The organism is Blastococcus sp. SYSU DS0541 (assembly GCF_054050875.1).
Genome location: NZ_JBJHAD010000002.1, coordinates 78,823 through 95,625 on the forward strand (window position 1 = coordinate 78,823; position 16,803 = coordinate 95,625).

Sequence of the window (16,803 nt, forward strand, 5' to 3'; positions counted from 1 at the left end):
CGGCGACCCGACGGAGCAGCAGGACGTCGGCAGCGGGTCCTCCTCGGGCGGTCGGGTGCCCCCAGTGTCCATGACGGCCCCGGCCCCGCGCAGGGCGCTCCTAGGGGACCAGGCGCCACCGCACCCGGTCGTCGGCGTACCAGGTCCACCGGTCGACGGAGCGCACGTACGGCACCCCGTCGCGGACCACCCGCGCGAGGTCGGAGGCGACCTGCAGCGCCCGGCCGCTGGTCTGCCGGGTCGGCCGCAGCGGCTGGGTCATCACCGTCACGCCGATGGTGTCGACGGCGGTCCAGTCCGGCCGCACGTCGATGCGGGTGATCTCGCCGTCGGCCACCTTGATGTCGTCGTGGTACGCCTGCAGACCCAGCCGCCGGGAGAGGGACCGGCGGCCGGTGCCGGGGGCCTCGATGCGCCCGTGGTGCAGCAGCACGCCGCCGTGGTCGTCCCGGACGAGGGTGAGGTCGCGCGGCCCGCCGGTCCCGATCCCCAGCGCGCGGGCGAGGGCGGTCGAGGACTTGTCGCCCGACGGCTCCCAGGCCACCGGCACCTCCGCCGTCCGGCCGGCCTTGAGCAGTGCGGCCAGCACCGCCGAGAGCCCCGCCACCGGGCCGCGCACCACCAGCTGCCCGGCCGTGGCGACCGGCGTCAGCTGACTGCGCAGCGGCGCCTCCGCCGGGCCCAGGCGGCGGAGGTCCAGCTCGACCGACGACATGCCGATACCCTGTCACCCGTCCCACCCCACCGTCCCGGCCGACCTGCCGGACGGATCGACCCGGGTGTCGAGCTGCAGGACCGCGCCGCCACCCCGCCGGACAGGAGAGCCACGAGCCGATGCCCGCTGTCGTGCTGATCGGTGCCCAGTGGGGCGACGAGGGCAAGGGCAAGGCCACCGACCTGCTCGGCGGCCGCGTCCCCTACGTCGTCCGCTACCAGGGCGGCAACAACGCCGGGCACACGGTGATCACGCCCGATGGCGAGAAGTACGCCCTCCACCTGATCCCGTCGGGCATCCTGACGCCGGGCTGCACGCCGGTCATCGGCAACGGCGTGGTGATCGACCCGGAGGTGCTGATCCGCGAGCTCGCCGGGCTGGAGGAGCGTGGGGTGGACACCTCGCGGCTGGTCATCTCCTCCGACGCGCACCTGATCATGCCGCACCACCGGGCCCTCGACAAAGTCACCGAGCGGTTCCTGGGCAAGCGCAAGATCGGCACCACGGGGCGTGGGATCGGCCCCGCCTACGGCGACAAGGTGGCCCGCGGCGGGATCCGCGTGCAGGACCTGCTCGACCTGTCGATCCTCCGGCAGAAGCTCGAGGGCACGCTGCAGGAGAAGAACCAGATCCTCGTCAAGGTCTACAACCGCAAGGCCATCGACGTCGACGAGGTCGTCGAGGAGTACGCGCAGTACGCCGAGGCCCTGAAGCACCGCATCGTCGACACCCGCCTCCTGCTCGGGCAGGCGCTCGACGCCGGCGAGTGGGTGCTCCTCGAGGGCTCCCAGGGCACGCTGCTCGACGTCGACCACGGCACGTATCCGTTCGTCACCTCGTCCAACCCGACCGCGGGCGGCGCGGCCGTCGGCGCCGGTGTCGGCCCCACGCGGATCGAGCGCGTCGTCGGCATCCTGAAGGCCTACACGACCCGCGTCGGCTCCGGTCCCTTCCCGACCGAGCTGCACGACCAGTGGGGCGAGTACCTGCGCAAGCACGGCGGGGAGGTCGGCGTCACCACGGGGCGCGACCGGCGCTGCGGCTGGTTCGACGCCGTCGTCGCCCGCTACGCCAGCCGGGTCAACGGCATCACCGACTACTTCCTCACCAAGCTGGACGTGCTCTCGGGCCTGGAGACGGTCCCGATCTGCGTGGCCTACGAGATCGACGGCATCCGGCACGAGGAGATGCCGATGACGCAGACCGACTTCCACCACGCGAAGCCGGTCTACGAGGAGATGCCGGGCTGGTTCGAGGACATCCGGGACTGCCGCACCTTCGACTCCCTGCCGGCGGCAGCGCAGGCCTACGTGCGGCGGCTGGAGGAGCTCTCCGGGGCCCGGATCAGCGTCATCGGGGTCGGCCCCGGCCGCGACGAGAACGTGGTCATCCACGACCTGATCTGAAGAAGCACCCTCTGCCGGTAAATCGAGCGACAACCGGGGCCGCCCGGGGCCACGATGCCGCGCGTGGAGCTGACCGATCTGGGCTGGACGCCGGACCGCGCGACCGCGCTGCCACCGGGGTGCGAGCCCGGCCGGGTGGGGCGGGTCGACCGCGGCCGGCTCAGCGTCCTCACCGGCGGCGGGGAGCGACGGGTGGCGCTCGGGGCGGCGCTGAAGGACGCCCCGGCCGCCCCCGCGGTCGGCGACTGGGTCGCCCTGCGCGGTGACCTGGCGGTGGCGGTGCTGCCGCGCAGCAGCGCCTTCACGCGCACCGCCGCCGGCCGCACCTCCGCCGCGCAGGTGGTGGCCGCCAACGTCGACGCCGTCCTGGTGGTCGACGCGCTGATCGGCCCCGCGCGGCTGCGCCGGGTGGAGCGCTACCTGGCCGTGGCCTGGAGCAGCGGTGCCGCGCCGGTCGTCGTCCTCACCAAGGCCGACCTCTGCCCCGACGTGCCGGCCGGGGTGGCGCAGGTGGCGGACGACGCCGTGGGCGTCCCGGTGCTGGCGGTCAGCTCGGTCACGGGGGAGGGCCTGGATGCCGTGCGGGCGCTCGTGCCGCCCGGTTCCACGGCCGCCATGGTCGGCCCCTCCGGGGTCGGGAAGTCCAGCCTCGCCAACGCGCTGGCCGGGTGCACGGTGGCCGGCACCCGCGACATCCGCGACGACGGCCGGGGGCGGCACACGACCACCGCTCGGGAGCTGCACCGACTGCCCGGCGGCGGGCTGCTGATCGACACCCCGGGCATGCGCGAGCTGGGCCTCCACGACGACGCGGACGGCGTCGACCGGGTGTTCGCCGACGTCACGGAGCTGGCGACCCGGTGCCGCTACCGCGACTGCGGGCACCGGAGGGAGCCCGGCTGCGCCGTCGCCGCCGCCATCGACGACGGGCTGCTCGACCCGGCCCGCTTCACCTCGTGGCGGAAGCTGCAGGCGGAGGCGCACCGCCAGCAGCTCCGCGTCGACGCCCGGGCGCGACGACACCGTCGTCCTCCGGACGACACCGCGGCCAGGCGGCGGGCCGGCTCGCGCTGAGCCGCTGGGTGGGCCGCGCCGGGAGGCCTCCGGGCCCCGCGTCGCGACCCACCGGCCGGGCTCAGACCAGCTGGGCGGTGAGCGCCGTCCGCGCGCGGACCGCGTGGTCGGGGGAGTCGCTGATCAGGCCGTCGACGCCGAGCGCCAGCAGCGCCAGCGCGTCGCCGACGGCGTCACCGAGCCCGTCGGGCGCCTCCCCGCGCCGGCGGTGCGCGGGGAGGAAGGCGTTCTCGGCCCGCAGCGTCCAGCAGAAGACCGCCAGCTCGGCGGCGTGCGCCTGCTCCACCAGGTGCGGCGTGCCGGTCAGCGCGTGGTCGGCTCCGCTGGCCAGGACCCGCCCCCGGCTGGGGCCGACCCCCTGCGCGTAGGTGGAGATCTCGCGCAGGCCGGCCGGCGTGACCATGGTGTCGCCCGCCGGGATGTCGTCGACGAGCTGGACCAGCTGCGGGCCGTCCTCGCCGAGCAGCGCGCGCAGGTGGCGCAGCAGGGCCGGGTCGAACGACTGCAGCACCACGTCACCGTCGGCGCGGTCGGCACCGAGCCGGCGCAGCTCCGCGGCGACCAGCTCGGCCATGGAGCGACCGGCCTCGGGGCACTCGGCGTGCTTGAGCTCGGCGAGCACGCGGATCCGGCGCTCCGGGGTCGAGCGGCTCCGGGCGAGCTCGACGACCTCGGCCAGCGTCAGGATGCCGAACCGCCCGTCGTACGCGGTGTTCAGCGGCCGGAGCGACGGCATCCGCTCGACCGCCCGCAGGGTGCGCAGCTCCGCGTGCGTGAAGTCCTCGGTGAACCAGCCGGTGCGCAGCTTCCCGCCGACCAGCTTCGTGGTCCTGCGGTCGGCGAACTGCGGGTGCTCGGCCACGTCGGTCGACAGGGAGAGCTCGTTCTCGTGCCGGGCGACGAGGACGCCGTCGCCGCTGACGACGACGTCGGGCTCGATGAGGTCGGCGCCCAGGTCGATGGCCAGCTCGTAGCTGGCCGCGGTGTGCTCCGGCCGGTAGGCCGGGGCTCCGCGGTGTCCGATGACGACGGGCCGGGGAAGGCGTGTCACTGGCCTGTCCGCCAGCGACTCGGTCGCGCGCATGGCACCCACAACACAGGAGCCGGGTGAATCCACGGCGAACTGGAGGGGACGGGTTGCGCACGATCGAGCGGCCAGCGCGCTGACCAGCGGAGGTCCCACCCGGCGTGGGTGATCTCACACGGTGTGTCTGTGACGGGTGGGACGACGCCCCGCGCCCGGGGCGCCGGCGCGCGACATCGGTAGGGTCGCCGATCGTGCGCGTGCTGGTGATCGGCTCCGGTGCCCGGGAGCACGCCCTGTGCGTGGCTCTGCAGTCCGACCCCGCGGTGAGCGCGCTCGCCTGCGCTCCCGGCAACGCCGGGACCCGGGCGGTGGCCCCCCCGCCGCCCGGCGGCGCGGCGCTGGCGGTGGCCGATCCGGTCGCGGTGGCGGCCGTGGCGCGCGGCTGGCGCGCGGACCTCGTGGTGATCGGACCGGAGGTGCCGCTGGTCGCGGGCGCCGCCGACGCGGTGCGGGAGGCAGGCATCGCCTGCTTCGGCCCCTCCGCGCAGGCGGCCCGGCTCGAGGGCAGCAAGTCCTTCGCCAAGCACGTCATGACAGCGGCCGGCGTGCCCACCGCGCGGTCCTGGCCCGTCGGCGGCCCGGCCGAGCTGGAGACCGCCCTCGACGAGGTGGCGGCGCTCACCGGTGGCGCCCCCTTCGTGGTCAAGGACGACGGGCTGGCCGCCGGGAAGGGCGTCGTCGTCACCCCCGACCGGGCGGCCGCCGCCGCGCACGGCCGCCACGTGCTCGACGCCGGCGGCGCCGTCCTGGTGGAGGAGTACCTCGACGGGCCCGAGGTGTCGCTCTTCGCGGTCACCGACGGCGCGACCGTCGTCCCCCTCGTGCCCGCCCAGGACCACAAGCGCCGCGACGACGGCGACGCCGGGCCCAACACCGGCGGGATGGGCGCCTACGCCCCGCTGCCGTGGGCCCCACCGGGCCTGGTCGACGAGGTGCTGGCGACCGTGCTGCAGCCGACCGTCGACGAGATGGCCCGGCGCGGCGAGACCTTCAGCGGCCTGCTCTACGCCGGGCTCGCGCTCACCTCGCGCGGCGTCCGGGTGGTGGAGTTCAACGCCCGCTTCGGCGATCCCGAGACCCAGGTGGTGCTCCCCCTGCTCGAGACCCCGCTCGGCGGGCTGCTGCACGCCGCGGCCACCGGCACTCTCGGCGAGCACCCGCCGCTGCGCTGGCGCGCCGGTGCCGCGGTGACCGTCGTGATCGCGGCGCCGGGTTACCCGGAGTCGCCGCGGACCGGTGACCCGATCACCGGGGCCGACGGCGAGGGCGTGCTGCACGCCGGCACGGCGCTCGCCGACGACGGCACCGTGCTCTCCGCGGGGGGCCGGGTCCTCGCGGTCACCGCGGTGGGCGAGGACCTCGCGGCCGCGCGGCGGGGCGCCTACGAGCGGGTCGCCGGCGTGCGGCTGGCCGATGCGCACTGGCGCACCGACATCGCGCTCGCCGCCGTCGAGGGCCGGATCGCCGTCGGCTAACCCGCCGCGACGACCGGTCGCGCGCGCCCGGGCCGGGGCTCCGGCGGCCGCGGCCCCTCGTGCCGGCGGCTGAGGTAGGTCCCCGCGACGTTGACGCACGCCACGGCGGGGACGGCGATGAGCGCGCCGAAGATGCCGCCGATCAGCAGGCCCGCGGCGATCGCGAGCACCACCGCCAGCGGGTGCACCCGGACTGCCCGGCCGAGCAGCAGCGGCTGCAGCACGTGGCCCTCCAGCTGCATGACGCCGATGACGATGGCGAGCGCGATCAGCGCGGTGATCGGGCCGTTGGAGACCAGGGCCACCAGCACGGCCACGGTGCCGGCCAGGAAGCCACCGATGATCGGCACGAAGGCCCCCAGGAAGACCAGCGCGGCCAGCGGGATCACCAGGGGGACGCCGAGGACCGCCAGCCCGATGCCGATGCCGACGGCGTCGACCAGCGCCACCACGACCGTCGCGCGGACGTAGGAGATCAGCGTGCGCCAGGAGCGCCGGGCGGCCTCGTCGAGGTAGGCCCGGGAGGCGGCGGGGAAGAGACCGACCAGCCACAGCCAGATCGACCGGCCGTCCTTCAGGAAGAAGAAGAGCGTGAAGAGCGCCAGCACGATGCCGGCGACGACCTCGCCCACCGTCGCCGCGGTCGTGAGCGCGCCCGAGGCGAGGGTGTCCTGGTTGTCGAGCAGCGCGTCCTGCGCCTGGGTGAGGAGGTCGGCGAGCTGCCCCTCGGTGATGGGGAAGCTGCGGACGACGAACGTCTGGACCTGCGCCAGCCCCTCGCTGACCTGCTCGGCGAGATCGGCGAAGCCGGCGGTGAAGCGCTCGACGACCAGCGTGATGATCCCGGCGACCACGGCCAGGCCCACCAGCAGCATGGTGAAGGCGGCCAGGGTCGGCGGCCACCCGCGCCGGGCCAGGCTCGCGGCCCCCGGCTGCAGCAGCGCCGACAGCAGCAGGGCCACGAGCACCGGCACGACGACGACGGCGATGGACGCCGCGGCGTAGAGCAGCACGGAGAACCCGGCGATCACCAGGATCAGCCGCCAGGACCACGCGGCCGCGACGCGCAGCCCGAACGGGACGCCGTCCTCCGGCCCGCCGTGGTGCGCGCCGGCGCGGTGCCCCGGGAGGTGCGGCGCAGCGCCGTCGGGGGAGCCGCCGGCGGGCGGGCCGCTGACCCCACCGGGGCCGAGCGCGCCGTCGAGGTCCGGGGCTGCGGGGGACGGGCTGCCCAGCGGGGGCGCCGAGGCACCGTTCGCCCGCGCGGCCGGTGCGCCGTCGCCCCGGATGCCGACCGGGTAGGGGTCGGGCGGCCCGTGGTGGTGGTGCCAGGCGTGCGGATCGTGCTCCCGGGCGGCGCGGATCCGGTCGCGGGCGCGCGCGGCGAGGTCTCCTGCGCGCACGGCGAGATCTCGGGCGCGACGCCGCATCGATCACCTCCGGTAGGGGCCGTTCGTGATCACGCTAGCCCTGCGGGAGACTGTCCCCGTGCTGCGACGAGCTGACCGGTGGCGGGCGGTACCCGCATGATCGAGCGCTACACCCTCCCCGAGATGGGCCGGGTCTGGAGCGACGCCCACAAGTACGAGCTGTGGTGCCGCGTGGAGAGGCTGGTCCTGGAGGCGCACGCCGCGGCCGGGCGGGTGCCCGCCGACGTCGTGGAGCCGGTGCGCAACGCGCCGCCGCCCACGGCCGAGCGGGTCGCCGAGATCGAGGAGACGACGCAGCACGACGTCATCGCCTTCCTCACCGCGTGGGCCGACAACACCGAGCCGCGCTCGGCCGCCGCCTACGTGCACCACGGCATGACGTCGTCGGACCTGCTGGACACCGCGCTCGCCGTCCAGCTCACCGAGGCCACCGACATCCTGCTGGCCAAGGCCGACCGCCTCGTGGCGGCGCTGCGCGACCACGGCCTGGCGCACCGCTCGACGATCAAGGTGGGCCGCACCCACGGCGTGCACGCCGAGCCGGTCGTGTGGGGGCACCGGGTCGCCGACCTGGCCTTCGCCGCGGCCCGGTCGCGGGACCGGCTGCGGGCCGCCCGCGAGCGCGTGGGCGTCGTCGCCATCTCCGGCGCCGTCGGCACGTACTCGCTGATCGACCCCTCGGTCGAGGTCGCGGTCGCCGAGGCGCTGGACCTGCGGCCCGCGGACGCCTCCACCCAGGTGGTGCTGCGCGACTCGATCAGCGAGTGGGTCTCCGCGCTGTCGATCATCGCGACCGTCTGCGAGGCGATCGCCCTGGAGGTGCGGCACGGCCAGCGCACCGAGGTGCGGGAGCTGTCGGAGGCGTTCGGGTCGGGCCAGAAGGGCTCGAGCGCGATGCCGCACAAGAAGAACCCGATCCGTTCCGAGCGCATCGCCGGCCTGGCGCGGGTGGTGCGGGCGGCGATCGTGCCGGTCATGGAGGGCATCCCGCTCTGGCACGAGCGCGACATCTCGCACTCCTCCACCGAGCGGGTGTTCCTGCCCGACGCCGCGATCACCACTGACTACCTGCTGCACCTCACCGCCGGGCTGGTGGAGAACCTCGTGGTGGACGCCGACCGGATGCGGGCGAACCTGGAGTCCACCGGCGGGCTGATCTACACCTCGTCGGTGCTCCTGGAGCTGGTGGAGAGCGGCCAGTCGCGCGAGGACGCCTACGCGCTGGTGCAGGCCGCCGCGATGGAGACGTGGAACTCGGGGACGCCGTTCCGGGAGACCCTGCGTGCGCGGGCGGGGTCGTCGGGCGTGACGCTGGACGAGGCGCGGCTGGACGAGATCTGCCGGCCGGAGAAGTACGTGGCCAACCTCGGCCCGCTGTTCGACCGGCTGGCGGCGCTGGCCTGATGGTCGGCCTCCCGCTGGTGGCCCGCGGCAAGGTGCGGGAGATCTACGACGCCGGCGCCGACCGGCTGCTGCTCGTCGCCTCGGACCGGATCTCGGCGTACGACGTCGTGCTGCCCACCCCGATACCGGACAAGGGGCGGGTGCTCACCCAGCTGTCGGTGTGGTGGTTCGAGCAGCTGACCCCGGTGCTGGAGTCCTTCGGGGCGACCCACCACCTGGTGTCGGCGGCTCCGGGGGCGGACGACGGGGTGCCCGCGGAGGTCGCCGGGCGCGCGATGCTGGTCCGCCGGCTGGAGATGCTCCCGGTGGAGTGCGTGGCCCGCGGCTACCTCTCCGGGTCCGGGACGAAGGAGTACGAGCGGACCGGCTCCATCCGGGACGTCGCCCTGCCGGCGGGCCTGGTCGAGGGGTCCCGGCTGCCCGACCCGGTGTTCACGCCGTCCACCAAGGCGGAGATCGGCGAGCACGACGAGGCGATCGACTTCTCCGCCGTGGTGTCGGCGGTCGGCGCCGCACGGGCCGAGGAGCTGCGCGACCTGACGCTGGCGCTCTACCGGCGCGGCGCCGAGATCGCCGCCGACGCCGGGATCGTGCTGGCGGACACGAAGTTCGAGTTCGGGGTCTCGCCGGACGGTGGGCTCGTGCTCGGCGACGAGGTGCTCACGCCGGACTCGTCCCGGTTCTGGCCGGCCGACACCTGGTCGCCGGGCGCGGTGCAGCCGTCGTACGACAAGCAGTTCGTGCGCGACTGGCTCACGTCATCCGGGTGGGACCGGGTCTCCGAGCCACCCGAGCTGCCCGCCGACGTCGTCGCCGCCACCCGCGAGCGCTACGTCACCGCCTACGAGCGCCTGACCGGCCGGCCGTTCAGCTGACCGGCGCCGACCAGGGCGACGGCGCCCCGAGCCAGCGCTCGAGGACCGGTGTGACGGTGTAGGACACCGTGCCGAGCGACACGAGGGAGGTGTCGGTGCAGGACTGCGTCTCGGCGGCCGGGTCGGCCGGCACGTACACCGGGGCGTCGATGCCGAGCAGGCTGACCCCCGAACAGGTGCCCTCGGAGACCAGGCCGGCGCCCAGCAGGCTGCTGGTGCGCCGGACCACGTAGCCGGTGACCGGCACGCCGGCCACGTGGCTCGTGCGCCAGGTCACCGTGAACGAGCGGGTCAGCACTCCGCTGCCCGATGCGGTCGGCTGCTCGCCCGGCGGCATGACCGCCGCCGCGACGACGGCCGGCCCGGCGGCCGCCCGCGTCGCCCAGGTGGCCGGTGCGGGCGCGGCGGTGCCAAGGACCACCGCGACGACGACCAGCAGGGGGACGCCCATCCGGTGCAGCACGGTCGGTCCTCCTCTCGGACGGGGCCGCGGAGGCGCCGTCGGTGACGGCGCCCCCCCCCCCCCCCCCCCCCCCCCCCCCCCCCCCCCCCCCCCCGCCGCCGCCGCCCCCCCCCCCCCCCCCCCCCCCCGCGGGGGGTCAGGCCGATGCGCCGGACAGGGTGACCTCGACGGTGAAGGTCGCGCCCTGGCAGCCGTCGGCGGCCGTCGTCAGCATGGTGAGCGCGCCCGGGACGGTGACATCGGTCCCGGAATTGGCCGGCAGCGTGATCCCGGAGAGGCTGACCGGGCCGGACACCGCCACGTCGGCGGCGGTGCACGTCCGGCCGTCGACCGGCGTCACGGTGACCGCGCCGAAGGCGGCCCCGGTGAGCATCACCGGGAACGGGTTCGGGTTGCTGACCCGGGCGGCGAGGTCCCCGGTGGCTCCCGGGTAGAGCGACGCCGTCGGCGTGCCGGCGGACACGCCCAGCTCCGCGACGGTGGCCGCCTTCGCGGAACCCGGACCCGTGCCGTCCACCAGCCAGGACGCCACCGCCGCGCTCCCGCCCAGCAGCGCCAGGAAGAGGATGGCGAGGACGCCGATGCGTCTCCGCTTGGTGTTCATGGGACCCCCAGTCATTGCCTGTTGTGATGCAGCACGTGCGCTGCGTCACGACATTGAGTAGGGGAGGACGCACCGGTTCCGGAAGGGGTGGAGGGCTGGGATCACCCTTTCGGGGCCCCCGGACGACCGTCCGTGGGTCCCGGTGCCCTGTTCCGCGCCGCGGCGGCCGGCGTCACGTGCCGGCCAGGGTGACCGCCACGGTGACGAGGGCCCCCTGGCAACCCGGCTCGGCCGTGGGGAGCATGCGCACCGCTCCGGGCAGCACCACCGGCACCCCGGTGGCCCCCGGGCGCAGGTCCACCGGCTGGTCGAGCATCACCGGCCCGCTGCTCACCGGCACGATGCTGCCGGGCGCGCAGGTCCGTCCCGCCGCCGGAGTGACCTCCACGCGGCCCAGGGTGGCGGTGGTCAGCCGGACCGCGGCGGTGCCGAGGTTGCTCGCGGTCGCCGAGACGGCCCCCACCGCGGGCGACGGGTAACCGGTCGCCGGCTCGGGGTAGAGGGCGCCGGCGGGGGCTCCGTGGGTGACGGTGACCCGGGGCCGGTCCGCCGCGGCGGGGTCGGCGATCCAGGCGGCCATGGCCGCCCCGCCGGAGAGGAGCACGACGGCGAGGACCTGGGCGATCACGGTGCCGGCACGGGCCACCAGGTTCACGGGTCCTCCTCGGGGTCGGGCCGGAGGCGTTCCGGCCGTGCCATCCCCGTCGTCAGCTCCGGGCGCTGGCCTGAGTGATTCGGAACGGATTCCCCCGAACGCGTGAACCAGCGTCGCCCCGGTGGAGACCACGGTCACACCCCGGCGCCCGGTACCCTCGTCGGCGTGCCACGGGTGATCGTCGACGTCGTCCTGAAGCCGGAGATCAGCGACCCCCAGGGGCAGGCGGTCCTGGGTGCGCTCGGCCGCCTCGGCCACGACTCCGTGAGGAGCGTCCGCCAGGGCAAGCACTTCGTCCTCGAGGTCGACGGGACACCCGACGAGGCCGAGCTGGAGCAGATCGCCGAGACGTTGCTGGCCAACCCGGTGATCGAGGACGTCGAACTGCATCTCCCCAAGGACTGAGCGAACCGTGCGCATCGGTGTCATCACCTTCCCGGGCTCCCTGGACGACGTCGACGCCGCGCGCGCGGTGCGGCTCGCCGGTGGTGAGCCGGTCGCCCTCTGGCACGCCGACCACGACCTGAAGGACGTCGACGCCGTCGTCCTGCCGGGCGGCTTCTCCTACGGCGACTACCTGCGCGCCGGCGCCATCGCCGCCCGCTCGCCGCTGATGCAGGACGTCGTGGCCGCGGCTCACGGCGGCCTGCCGGTGCTCGGCATCTGCAACGGCTTCCAGGTGCTCTGCGAGGCGGGGCTGCTGCCCGGGGCGCTGACCCGCAACAGCCACCTGCACTTCCGCAACCGCGACCAGGTGCTGGTCGTCGAGCGCGCCGACACCGCGTGGACGCAGGACTACGCGGTCGGCCAGCGCATCGTCATCCCGGTCAAGAACGGCGAGGGCCGCTACGTGGCCGCCGACGCCGACCTCGACCGGCTCGAGGGCGAGGGCCGGGTGGTGTTCCGCTACGAGGGCGGCAACCCGAACGGCTCCAGCCGCGAGATCGCCGGCGTCACCAGCGAGAACGGTCGCGTCGTGGGGCTCATGCCGCACCCCGAGCACGCGATCGAGGACCTCACCGGGCCGTCGACCGACGGGCTCGGCTTCTTCACCAGCGTCCTGAAGGCGGTCGTCGCAGCGTGAGCGAGTCAGCAACCGCGGGCCTCTCCGACCTCGACACCGGCCCGGGCCGGCTGCAGAACCGGCTCGACACCGTCGACCTCGCCGCACGCACGCCGGGCGACGAGCAGCCCTTCGCCGAGCTCGGGCTCAAGGCCGACGAGTACGACCGGATCAAGGACATCCTCGGCCGCCGCCCCACGACGGCGGAGCTGGCGATGTACTCGGTCATGTGGAGCGAGCACTGCTCCTACAAGAGCTCCAAGGTGCACCTGCGGCAGTTCGGCGACCTGCCGCCCAGCGACGCGCTGCTGGTCGGCATCGGCGAGAACGCCGGCGTCGTCGACGTCGGGGACGGCTACGCGGTGACCTTCAAGGTCGAGAGCCACAACCACCCGAGCTACGTCGAGCCCTACCAGGGGGCGGCCACCGGCGTGGGCGGCATCGTGCGCGACATCCTCACGATGGGCGCGCGCCCGGTCGCGGTCATGGACTCGCTGCGGTTCGGCCGTGCCGACGCGCCCGACACCGCCCGCGTGCTGCCCGGCGTCGTCGCCGGCGTCGGGGGCTACGGCAACTGCCTGGGGCTGCCCAACATCGGCGGCGAGGTCCTCTTCGACGACTGCTACGCCGGCAACCCGCTGGTCAACGCGCTCTGCGTGGGCGTCATGAAGCACGAGGACGTCCGGCTGGCCAAGGCCGAGGGCGCCGGCAACAAGGTGATCCTGTTCGGCGCCCGCACCGGCGGTGACGGAATCGGTGGCGTCAGCGTGCTGGCCAGCGAGACGTTCGACGCCGAGGGGCCGGCCAAGCGCCCCAGCGTGCAGGTGGGCGACCCGTTCACCGAGAAACTGCTCATCGAGGCCTGCCTGGAGATCTTCGCCCAGGACCTGGTCACCGGCATCCAGGACCTCGGCGGCGCCGGCCTCTCCTGCGCGACCTCGGAGCTCGCCAGCGCCGGCACCGGCGGCATGCACGTCGACCTCGACGCCGTCCCGCTGCGCGACTCCACGCTGACGCCCGCCGAGATCCTCATGAGCGAGTCGCAGGAGCGCATGTGCGCGATCGTCGAGCCGGGCAAGGTCGACGCCTTCCTCGCCGTCTGCGCGAAGTGGGACGTCCTGGCCACGGTCATCGGTGAGGTCACCGACGGCGACCGGCTGACCGTCGACTGGCACGGCGAGCGGATCGTCGACGTCCCGCCGCGCACCGTCGCGCACGAGGGCCCCGTGTACGAGCGGCCGATGGCCCGCCCCGCCGACCTCGACGCCCTGCAGGCCGACGACGCCGCCCGGCTGCCCCGGCCCACCACGCCCGAGGAGCTCCAGGCGCACTGGCTCGCCGTGGTCAGCAGCCCGGACGGCGCCGACAAGACCTGGGTGACCGAGCAGTACGACCGCTACGTCCGCGGCAACACCGTGCTGGCGCAGCCCGACGACGCCGGCGTCGTGCGCATCGACGAGGAGAGCCACCGCGGCATCGCGCTCTCCCTCGACGGCAACGGCCGCTACGCCCGCCTGGACCCCTACACCGGCGCGCAGCTCAACCTGGCCGAGGCCTACCGCAACGTCGCGGTCTCCGGCGCGAAGCCCCTGGCGGTCACCAACTGCCTGAACTTCGGCTCGCCGGAGAACCCCGAGGTGATGTGGCAGTTCGCCGAGGCCGTCCGCGGCCTGGCCGACGCCTGCCGTGAGCTGGGCCTGCCGGTCACCGGTGGCAACGTGAGCCTCTACAACCAGACCGGCGACGTCGCGATCAACCCGACGCCGGTGATCGGTGTGCTCGGCGTGCACGAGGACGTCCGCACGCGGGTCCGCAGCGGCTGGCGGACGGCGGGGGAGACGGTGCTGCTCCTGGGCGAGACGCGGCCGGAATTCGGCGGCTCGGCCTGGGCCTCGGTCGTGCACGGCCACCTCGGCGGGCGGCCGCCGGTGGTCGACCTCGGGGCCGAGCGGAAGCTCGCCGAGCTGCTCGCCGCGCTGGCGAAGGCCGGCCTGGTCGGCTCGGCGCACGACCTGGCCGACGGCGGGCTGGCGCAGGCGCTGGCCGAGTCGGCGCTGCGCCACGGGGTGGGCGCGCGCCTGGAGCTGGGCGAGGAGCCCTTCACCGCGCTGTTCAGCGAGTCCACGGGCCGCGTCGTCCTCACCACCACCGACCCCGGCGGCGTGAAGACGACCGCACGCTGGGCAGGCGTGCCGGTCACCGAGCTCGGGACGACGGGCGGTGACGTGCTCTCGGTCGACGGGCTGGTCGAGCTTCCCCTGGACGAGCTGCGGGCCACCTGGAGCGCCACCCTGCCGGCGCTGTTCGGGGCTCCCGAGGACGCCGTCGGCACCGTTCCGGCGGGCACCGTCCCCACCTCCTGATGCCGGCCCCCATCCCGGCCGACGAGCTCCGGGCGGCGGTCGACCCGGTGCGGGCCTGGCTGGCCGGCGAGGCCGAGCAGCCGCCGCGGGCGGTGCTGGGGGCGGCGGTGAAGACCAGCGCGCGCTGGCTGGCCCAGCAGGTGCCGGGCCGCTCGGTGGAGCTGCGGGTGCCGCCGCACGTCGCCGTCCAGTTCATCGAGGGGCCGCGGCACACCCGCGGCACCCCACCCAACGTCGTCGAGACCGACGCCGCGACCTGGCTGCGGCTGGCGACGGGCGCGCTGTCCTGGGCCGATGCCGTCGCCGCGGGTGCGGTCAGCGCGAGCGGCAACCGCGCCGACCTGAGCCAGTTGCTGCCGCTCCGCCCGCTGAGACACCGGTGAACGCCGGTCGCGGGTCGACCCGGACGACGCGGGGTTGAGCCCCGGGCGCACGCGGCTGGACCCTGCCCGACCCGGGTCGGCCCGCGCCCGGACAGCATTGCGCCCCCGCCCGCGGGATGCGGACGGGGGCGCAGTGCCGTGCTCGGGTGGCTCAGCCGAAGAGCGCGCTGGCCGCCTTGATCGTGTTGTACAGGCCGTACGCCAGCGGGACGCCCACCAGGGCCCACGCGAAGGCGATGAGGCCGACGGGGGTGTGCGTGGTCGGCTGCTCGCCGGTCTGGGACGCGGGGGTGCTCATCGGACGGTGCTCCTCTCGGGCTCGGCGGCCGTGGTGGGGATGTCGGTCTGCTTGGGCTCGAAGTACTTGTCCGACACCGGCTTGATCAGCAGGTTGGCGACGAAGCCGACGGCCAGCAGCCCGACCATGATGAACAGGGCGGGCCGGTAGTCACCGGCGACGAGCTGACCCGGCGTCCCGCGGGCGTCCAGGACGCCGTTGATGATCAGCGGGCCGACGATGCCGGCGGCCGCCCAGGCGGTCAGCAGCCGGCCGTGGATGGCGCCCACCTGGTAGGTGCCGAACAGGTCGCGCAGGTACGCGGGCACCGTCGCGAAGCCACCGCCGTAGAAGCTGATGATGACCGCGGCGAGGAGCACGAAGATCCACGTCGCCGTGCTGCCGATGGTGGCCAGCAGGACGTAGAGGATCAGGCCGACGCCCAGGTACACCATGTAGATCGGCTTGCGCCCGATGTAGTCCGAGGTGGAGGACCACACGAACCGGCCGGCCATGTTGAACAGCGACAGCAGGCCGACGAAGCCGGCTGCGGTGGCGGCCAGGACGGTGGAGGTGTCGCCCTCGCGGAAGAAGTCCTGGATCATCGGCGCGGCCTGCTCGAGGATGCCGATGCCGGCGGTCACGTTGCAGAACAGCACCGTCCACAGCAGCCAGAACTGCGGCGTCTTGATCGCGTTGTTCGCGGAGACGTTCTCGGTCGTGACCAGGGACTTGGCCTTGACGGTCGACGGGTCGAAGCCGTCGGGCCGCCAGTCCGCGGCCGGCACCCGGATGATGAAGGCGCCGAACATCATGAAGACCAGGTAGATCAGACCCAGGGTGAGGAACAGCCCCGCGACGGCGTTGCCGCTGGGCACGGTGCCCGCGACGGCCGGGTCGTAGTTCGGGTCGTACCAGTTCATCAGCTGGCGCGACAGCGGGGAGGCGATGAGCGCGCCACCGCCGAAGCCCATGATCGCCATGCCGGTGGCCAGGCCCGGGCGGTCGGGGAACCACTTGATCAGCGTGGAGACCGGCGAGATGTAGCCGATGCCCAGGCCGATGCCGCCGAGGAAGCCGTAGCCGAGGTAGAGCAGCCACAGCTGCTCGGTGTAGATGCCCAGCGAGCCGACCAGGAAGCCGCTCACCCAGAAGACGGCCGAGGTGAACATGGCGGCGCGGGGGCCGTTCTTGTCGACCCAGGTGCCGAAGACGGCGGCGGAGAGGCCGAGCATCACGATGGCGATCGAGAAGATGATCCCGATCTGGGTGAGACCCGTGTCGAAGTGCTCGACGAGGGCGACCTTGTAGACACTGGTCGCGTATGCCTGGCCGATGCTCAGGTGCACGGCCAGAGCTGCCGGCGGGATCAGCCAGCGGTTGAATCCTGGCCGGGCGACGATGCGCTCGCGTGCCAGGAAGCTCGGTACTGCCACGGGGACAACCTCCGGGGACGGGACCGGTACGGCCGGTTGGCCGCGACCGGGACGCGCCCTGTGATATGGGTCGCTATCGGGTGGCACCGTACG

17 protein-coding genes are annotated in these 16,803 nt (G+C 74.5%); 9 read left to right on the forward strand and 8 right to left on the reverse strand.

Annotation, left to right across the window (positions count from 1 at the left end):
* Positions 1-100 precede the first annotated feature (100 nt).
* Positions 101-715 carry a hypothetical protein gene (locus tag ACI794_RS02730; protein ID WP_456615624.1) on the reverse strand — a complete coding sequence of 205 codons (615 nt, stop codon included), beginning with the start codon at positions 713-715 and terminating at the stop codon, positions 101-103.
* Positions 716-834: 119 nt separating this feature from the next.
* Between ACI794_RS02730 and ACI794_RS02735 the strand changes: the two genes are divergently transcribed.
* Both ACI794_RS02735 and rsgA read left to right on the forward strand, forming a co-directional pair.
* Positions 835-2,121 (forward strand): adenylosuccinate synthase, encoded by a 1,287-nt coding sequence (locus tag ACI794_RS02735; protein WP_456615625.1) that lies wholly within the window; start codon positions 835-837, stop codon positions 2,119-2,121.
* A 63-nt stretch (positions 2,122-2,184) separates the two neighbouring features.
* Positions 2,185-3,195, forward strand: coding sequence for a ribosome small subunit-dependent GTPase A (gene rsgA, locus ACI794_RS02740; protein WP_456615626.1), 1,011 nt, complete (start codon positions 2,185-2,187; stop codon positions 3,193-3,195).
* 61 nt (positions 3,196-3,256) lie between these two features.
* Here rsgA and ACI794_RS02745 read toward each other — a convergent pair whose 3' ends face one another.
* Positions 3,257-4,246, reverse strand: a complete 990-nt coding sequence (locus tag ACI794_RS02745) for a glycerophosphodiester phosphodiesterase family protein (protein WP_456602393.1) — start codon at positions 4,244-4,246, stop codon at positions 3,257-3,259.
* 227 nt (positions 4,247-4,473) lie between these two features.
* On the opposite strand from ACI794_RS02745, the gene purD reads away from it, so the two are divergent.
* Positions 4,474-5,757 carry a phosphoribosylamine--glycine ligase gene (purD, locus tag ACI794_RS02750; protein WP_456602394.1) on the forward strand — a complete coding sequence of 428 codons (1,284 nt, stop codon included), beginning with the start codon at positions 4,474-4,476 and terminating at the stop codon, positions 5,755-5,757.
* Here the strand turns inward: purD and ACI794_RS02755 are convergent.
* Positions 5,754-7,160, reverse strand: a complete 1,407-nt coding sequence (locus ACI794_RS02755) for an AI-2E family transporter (RefSeq protein WP_456602395.1) — start codon at positions 7,158-7,160, stop codon at positions 5,754-5,756. The two genes, purD and ACI794_RS02755, sit on opposite strands and share 4 nt — an antisense overlap.
* A gap of 123 nt (positions 7,161-7,283) precedes the next feature.
* Between ACI794_RS02755 and purB the strand changes: the two genes are divergently transcribed.
* Together purB and ACI794_RS02765 are read left to right on the forward strand one after the other, a co-directional pair.
* Complete coding sequence (gene purB, locus ACI794_RS02760) at positions 7,284-8,591, forward strand: adenylosuccinate lyase (protein WP_456615627.1); 1,308 nt, start codon at positions 7,284-7,286, stop codon at positions 8,589-8,591.
* Positions 8,591-9,466 carry a phosphoribosylaminoimidazolesuccinocarboxamide synthase gene (locus tag ACI794_RS02765; protein ID WP_456615628.1) on the forward strand — a complete coding sequence of 292 codons (876 nt, stop codon included), beginning with the start codon at positions 8,591-8,593 and terminating at the stop codon, positions 9,464-9,466. Before purB ends, ACI794_RS02765 begins: the two co-directional genes overlap by 1 nt.
* Here the strand turns inward: ACI794_RS02765 and ACI794_RS02770 are convergent.
* From ACI794_RS02770 to ACI794_RS02780, 3 genes are all read right to left on the reverse strand, one after another.
* The gene (locus ACI794_RS02770; RefSeq protein ID WP_456581071.1) at positions 9,459-9,929 is read right to left on the reverse strand and encodes a hypothetical protein; all 471 of its coding nucleotides are present in this window, start codon (positions 9,927-9,929) and stop codon (positions 9,459-9,461) included. The genes ACI794_RS02765 and ACI794_RS02770 overlap by 8 nt on opposite strands.
* A gap of 136 nt (positions 9,930-10,065) precedes the next feature.
* Positions 10,066-10,533: a hypothetical protein gene (locus tag ACI794_RS02775; protein ID WP_456615629.1), complete on the reverse strand. Its 468-nt coding sequence runs from the start codon at positions 10,531-10,533 to the stop codon at positions 10,066-10,068.
* Positions 10,534-10,705: 172 nt separating this feature from the next.
* The gene (locus ACI794_RS02780) at positions 10,706-11,188 is read right to left on the reverse strand and encodes a hypothetical protein (RefSeq protein WP_456615630.1); all 483 of its coding nucleotides are present in this window, start codon (positions 11,186-11,188) and stop codon (positions 10,706-10,708) included.
* Between the two features lie 165 nt (positions 11,189-11,353).
* Between ACI794_RS02780 and purS the strand changes: the two genes are divergently transcribed.
* From purS to ACI794_RS02800, 4 genes are read left to right on the forward strand one after another with little or no spacing between them, the layout of a single operon-like run.
* Positions 11,354-11,593 carry a phosphoribosylformylglycinamidine synthase subunit PurS gene (gene purS, locus ACI794_RS02785; RefSeq protein ID WP_456581074.1) on the forward strand — a complete coding sequence of 80 codons (240 nt, stop codon included), beginning with the start codon at positions 11,354-11,356 and terminating at the stop codon, positions 11,591-11,593.
* A gap of 7 nt (positions 11,594-11,600) precedes the next feature.
* On the forward strand, positions 11,601-12,272 hold the full coding sequence (purQ, locus tag ACI794_RS02790) for a phosphoribosylformylglycinamidine synthase subunit PurQ (protein WP_456603972.1): 672 nt from the start codon (positions 11,601-11,603) through the stop codon (positions 12,270-12,272).
* Positions 12,269-14,614 (forward strand): phosphoribosylformylglycinamidine synthase subunit PurL, encoded by a 2,346-nt coding sequence (purL, locus tag ACI794_RS02795; RefSeq protein WP_456603973.1) that lies wholly within the window; start codon positions 12,269-12,271, stop codon positions 14,612-14,614. The genes purQ and purL overlap by 4 nt, the downstream gene beginning before the upstream one ends.
* Entirely contained in the window at positions 14,614-14,997 is a 384-nt protein-coding gene (locus ACI794_RS02800) for a sterol carrier family protein (protein ID WP_456581077.1), read from the forward strand. Before purL ends, ACI794_RS02800 begins: the two co-directional genes overlap by 1 nt.
* A gap of 151 nt (positions 14,998-15,148) precedes the next feature.
* Here the strand turns inward: ACI794_RS02800 and ACI794_RS02805 are convergent, their stop codons facing one another.
* Together ACI794_RS02805 and ACI794_RS02810 are read right to left on the reverse strand one after the other, a co-directional pair.
* Positions 15,149-15,295 (reverse strand): MFS transporter small subunit, encoded by a 147-nt coding sequence (locus ACI794_RS02805; RefSeq protein WP_456603974.1) that lies wholly within the window; start codon positions 15,293-15,295, stop codon positions 15,149-15,151.
* Positions 15,292-16,710: an OFA family MFS transporter gene (locus ACI794_RS02810; protein ID WP_456603975.1), complete on the reverse strand. Its 1,419-nt coding sequence runs from the start codon at positions 16,708-16,710 to the stop codon at positions 15,292-15,294. The genes ACI794_RS02805 and ACI794_RS02810 overlap by 4 nt, the downstream gene beginning before the upstream one ends.
* Between the last annotated feature and the right edge of the window lie 93 nt (positions 16,711-16,803).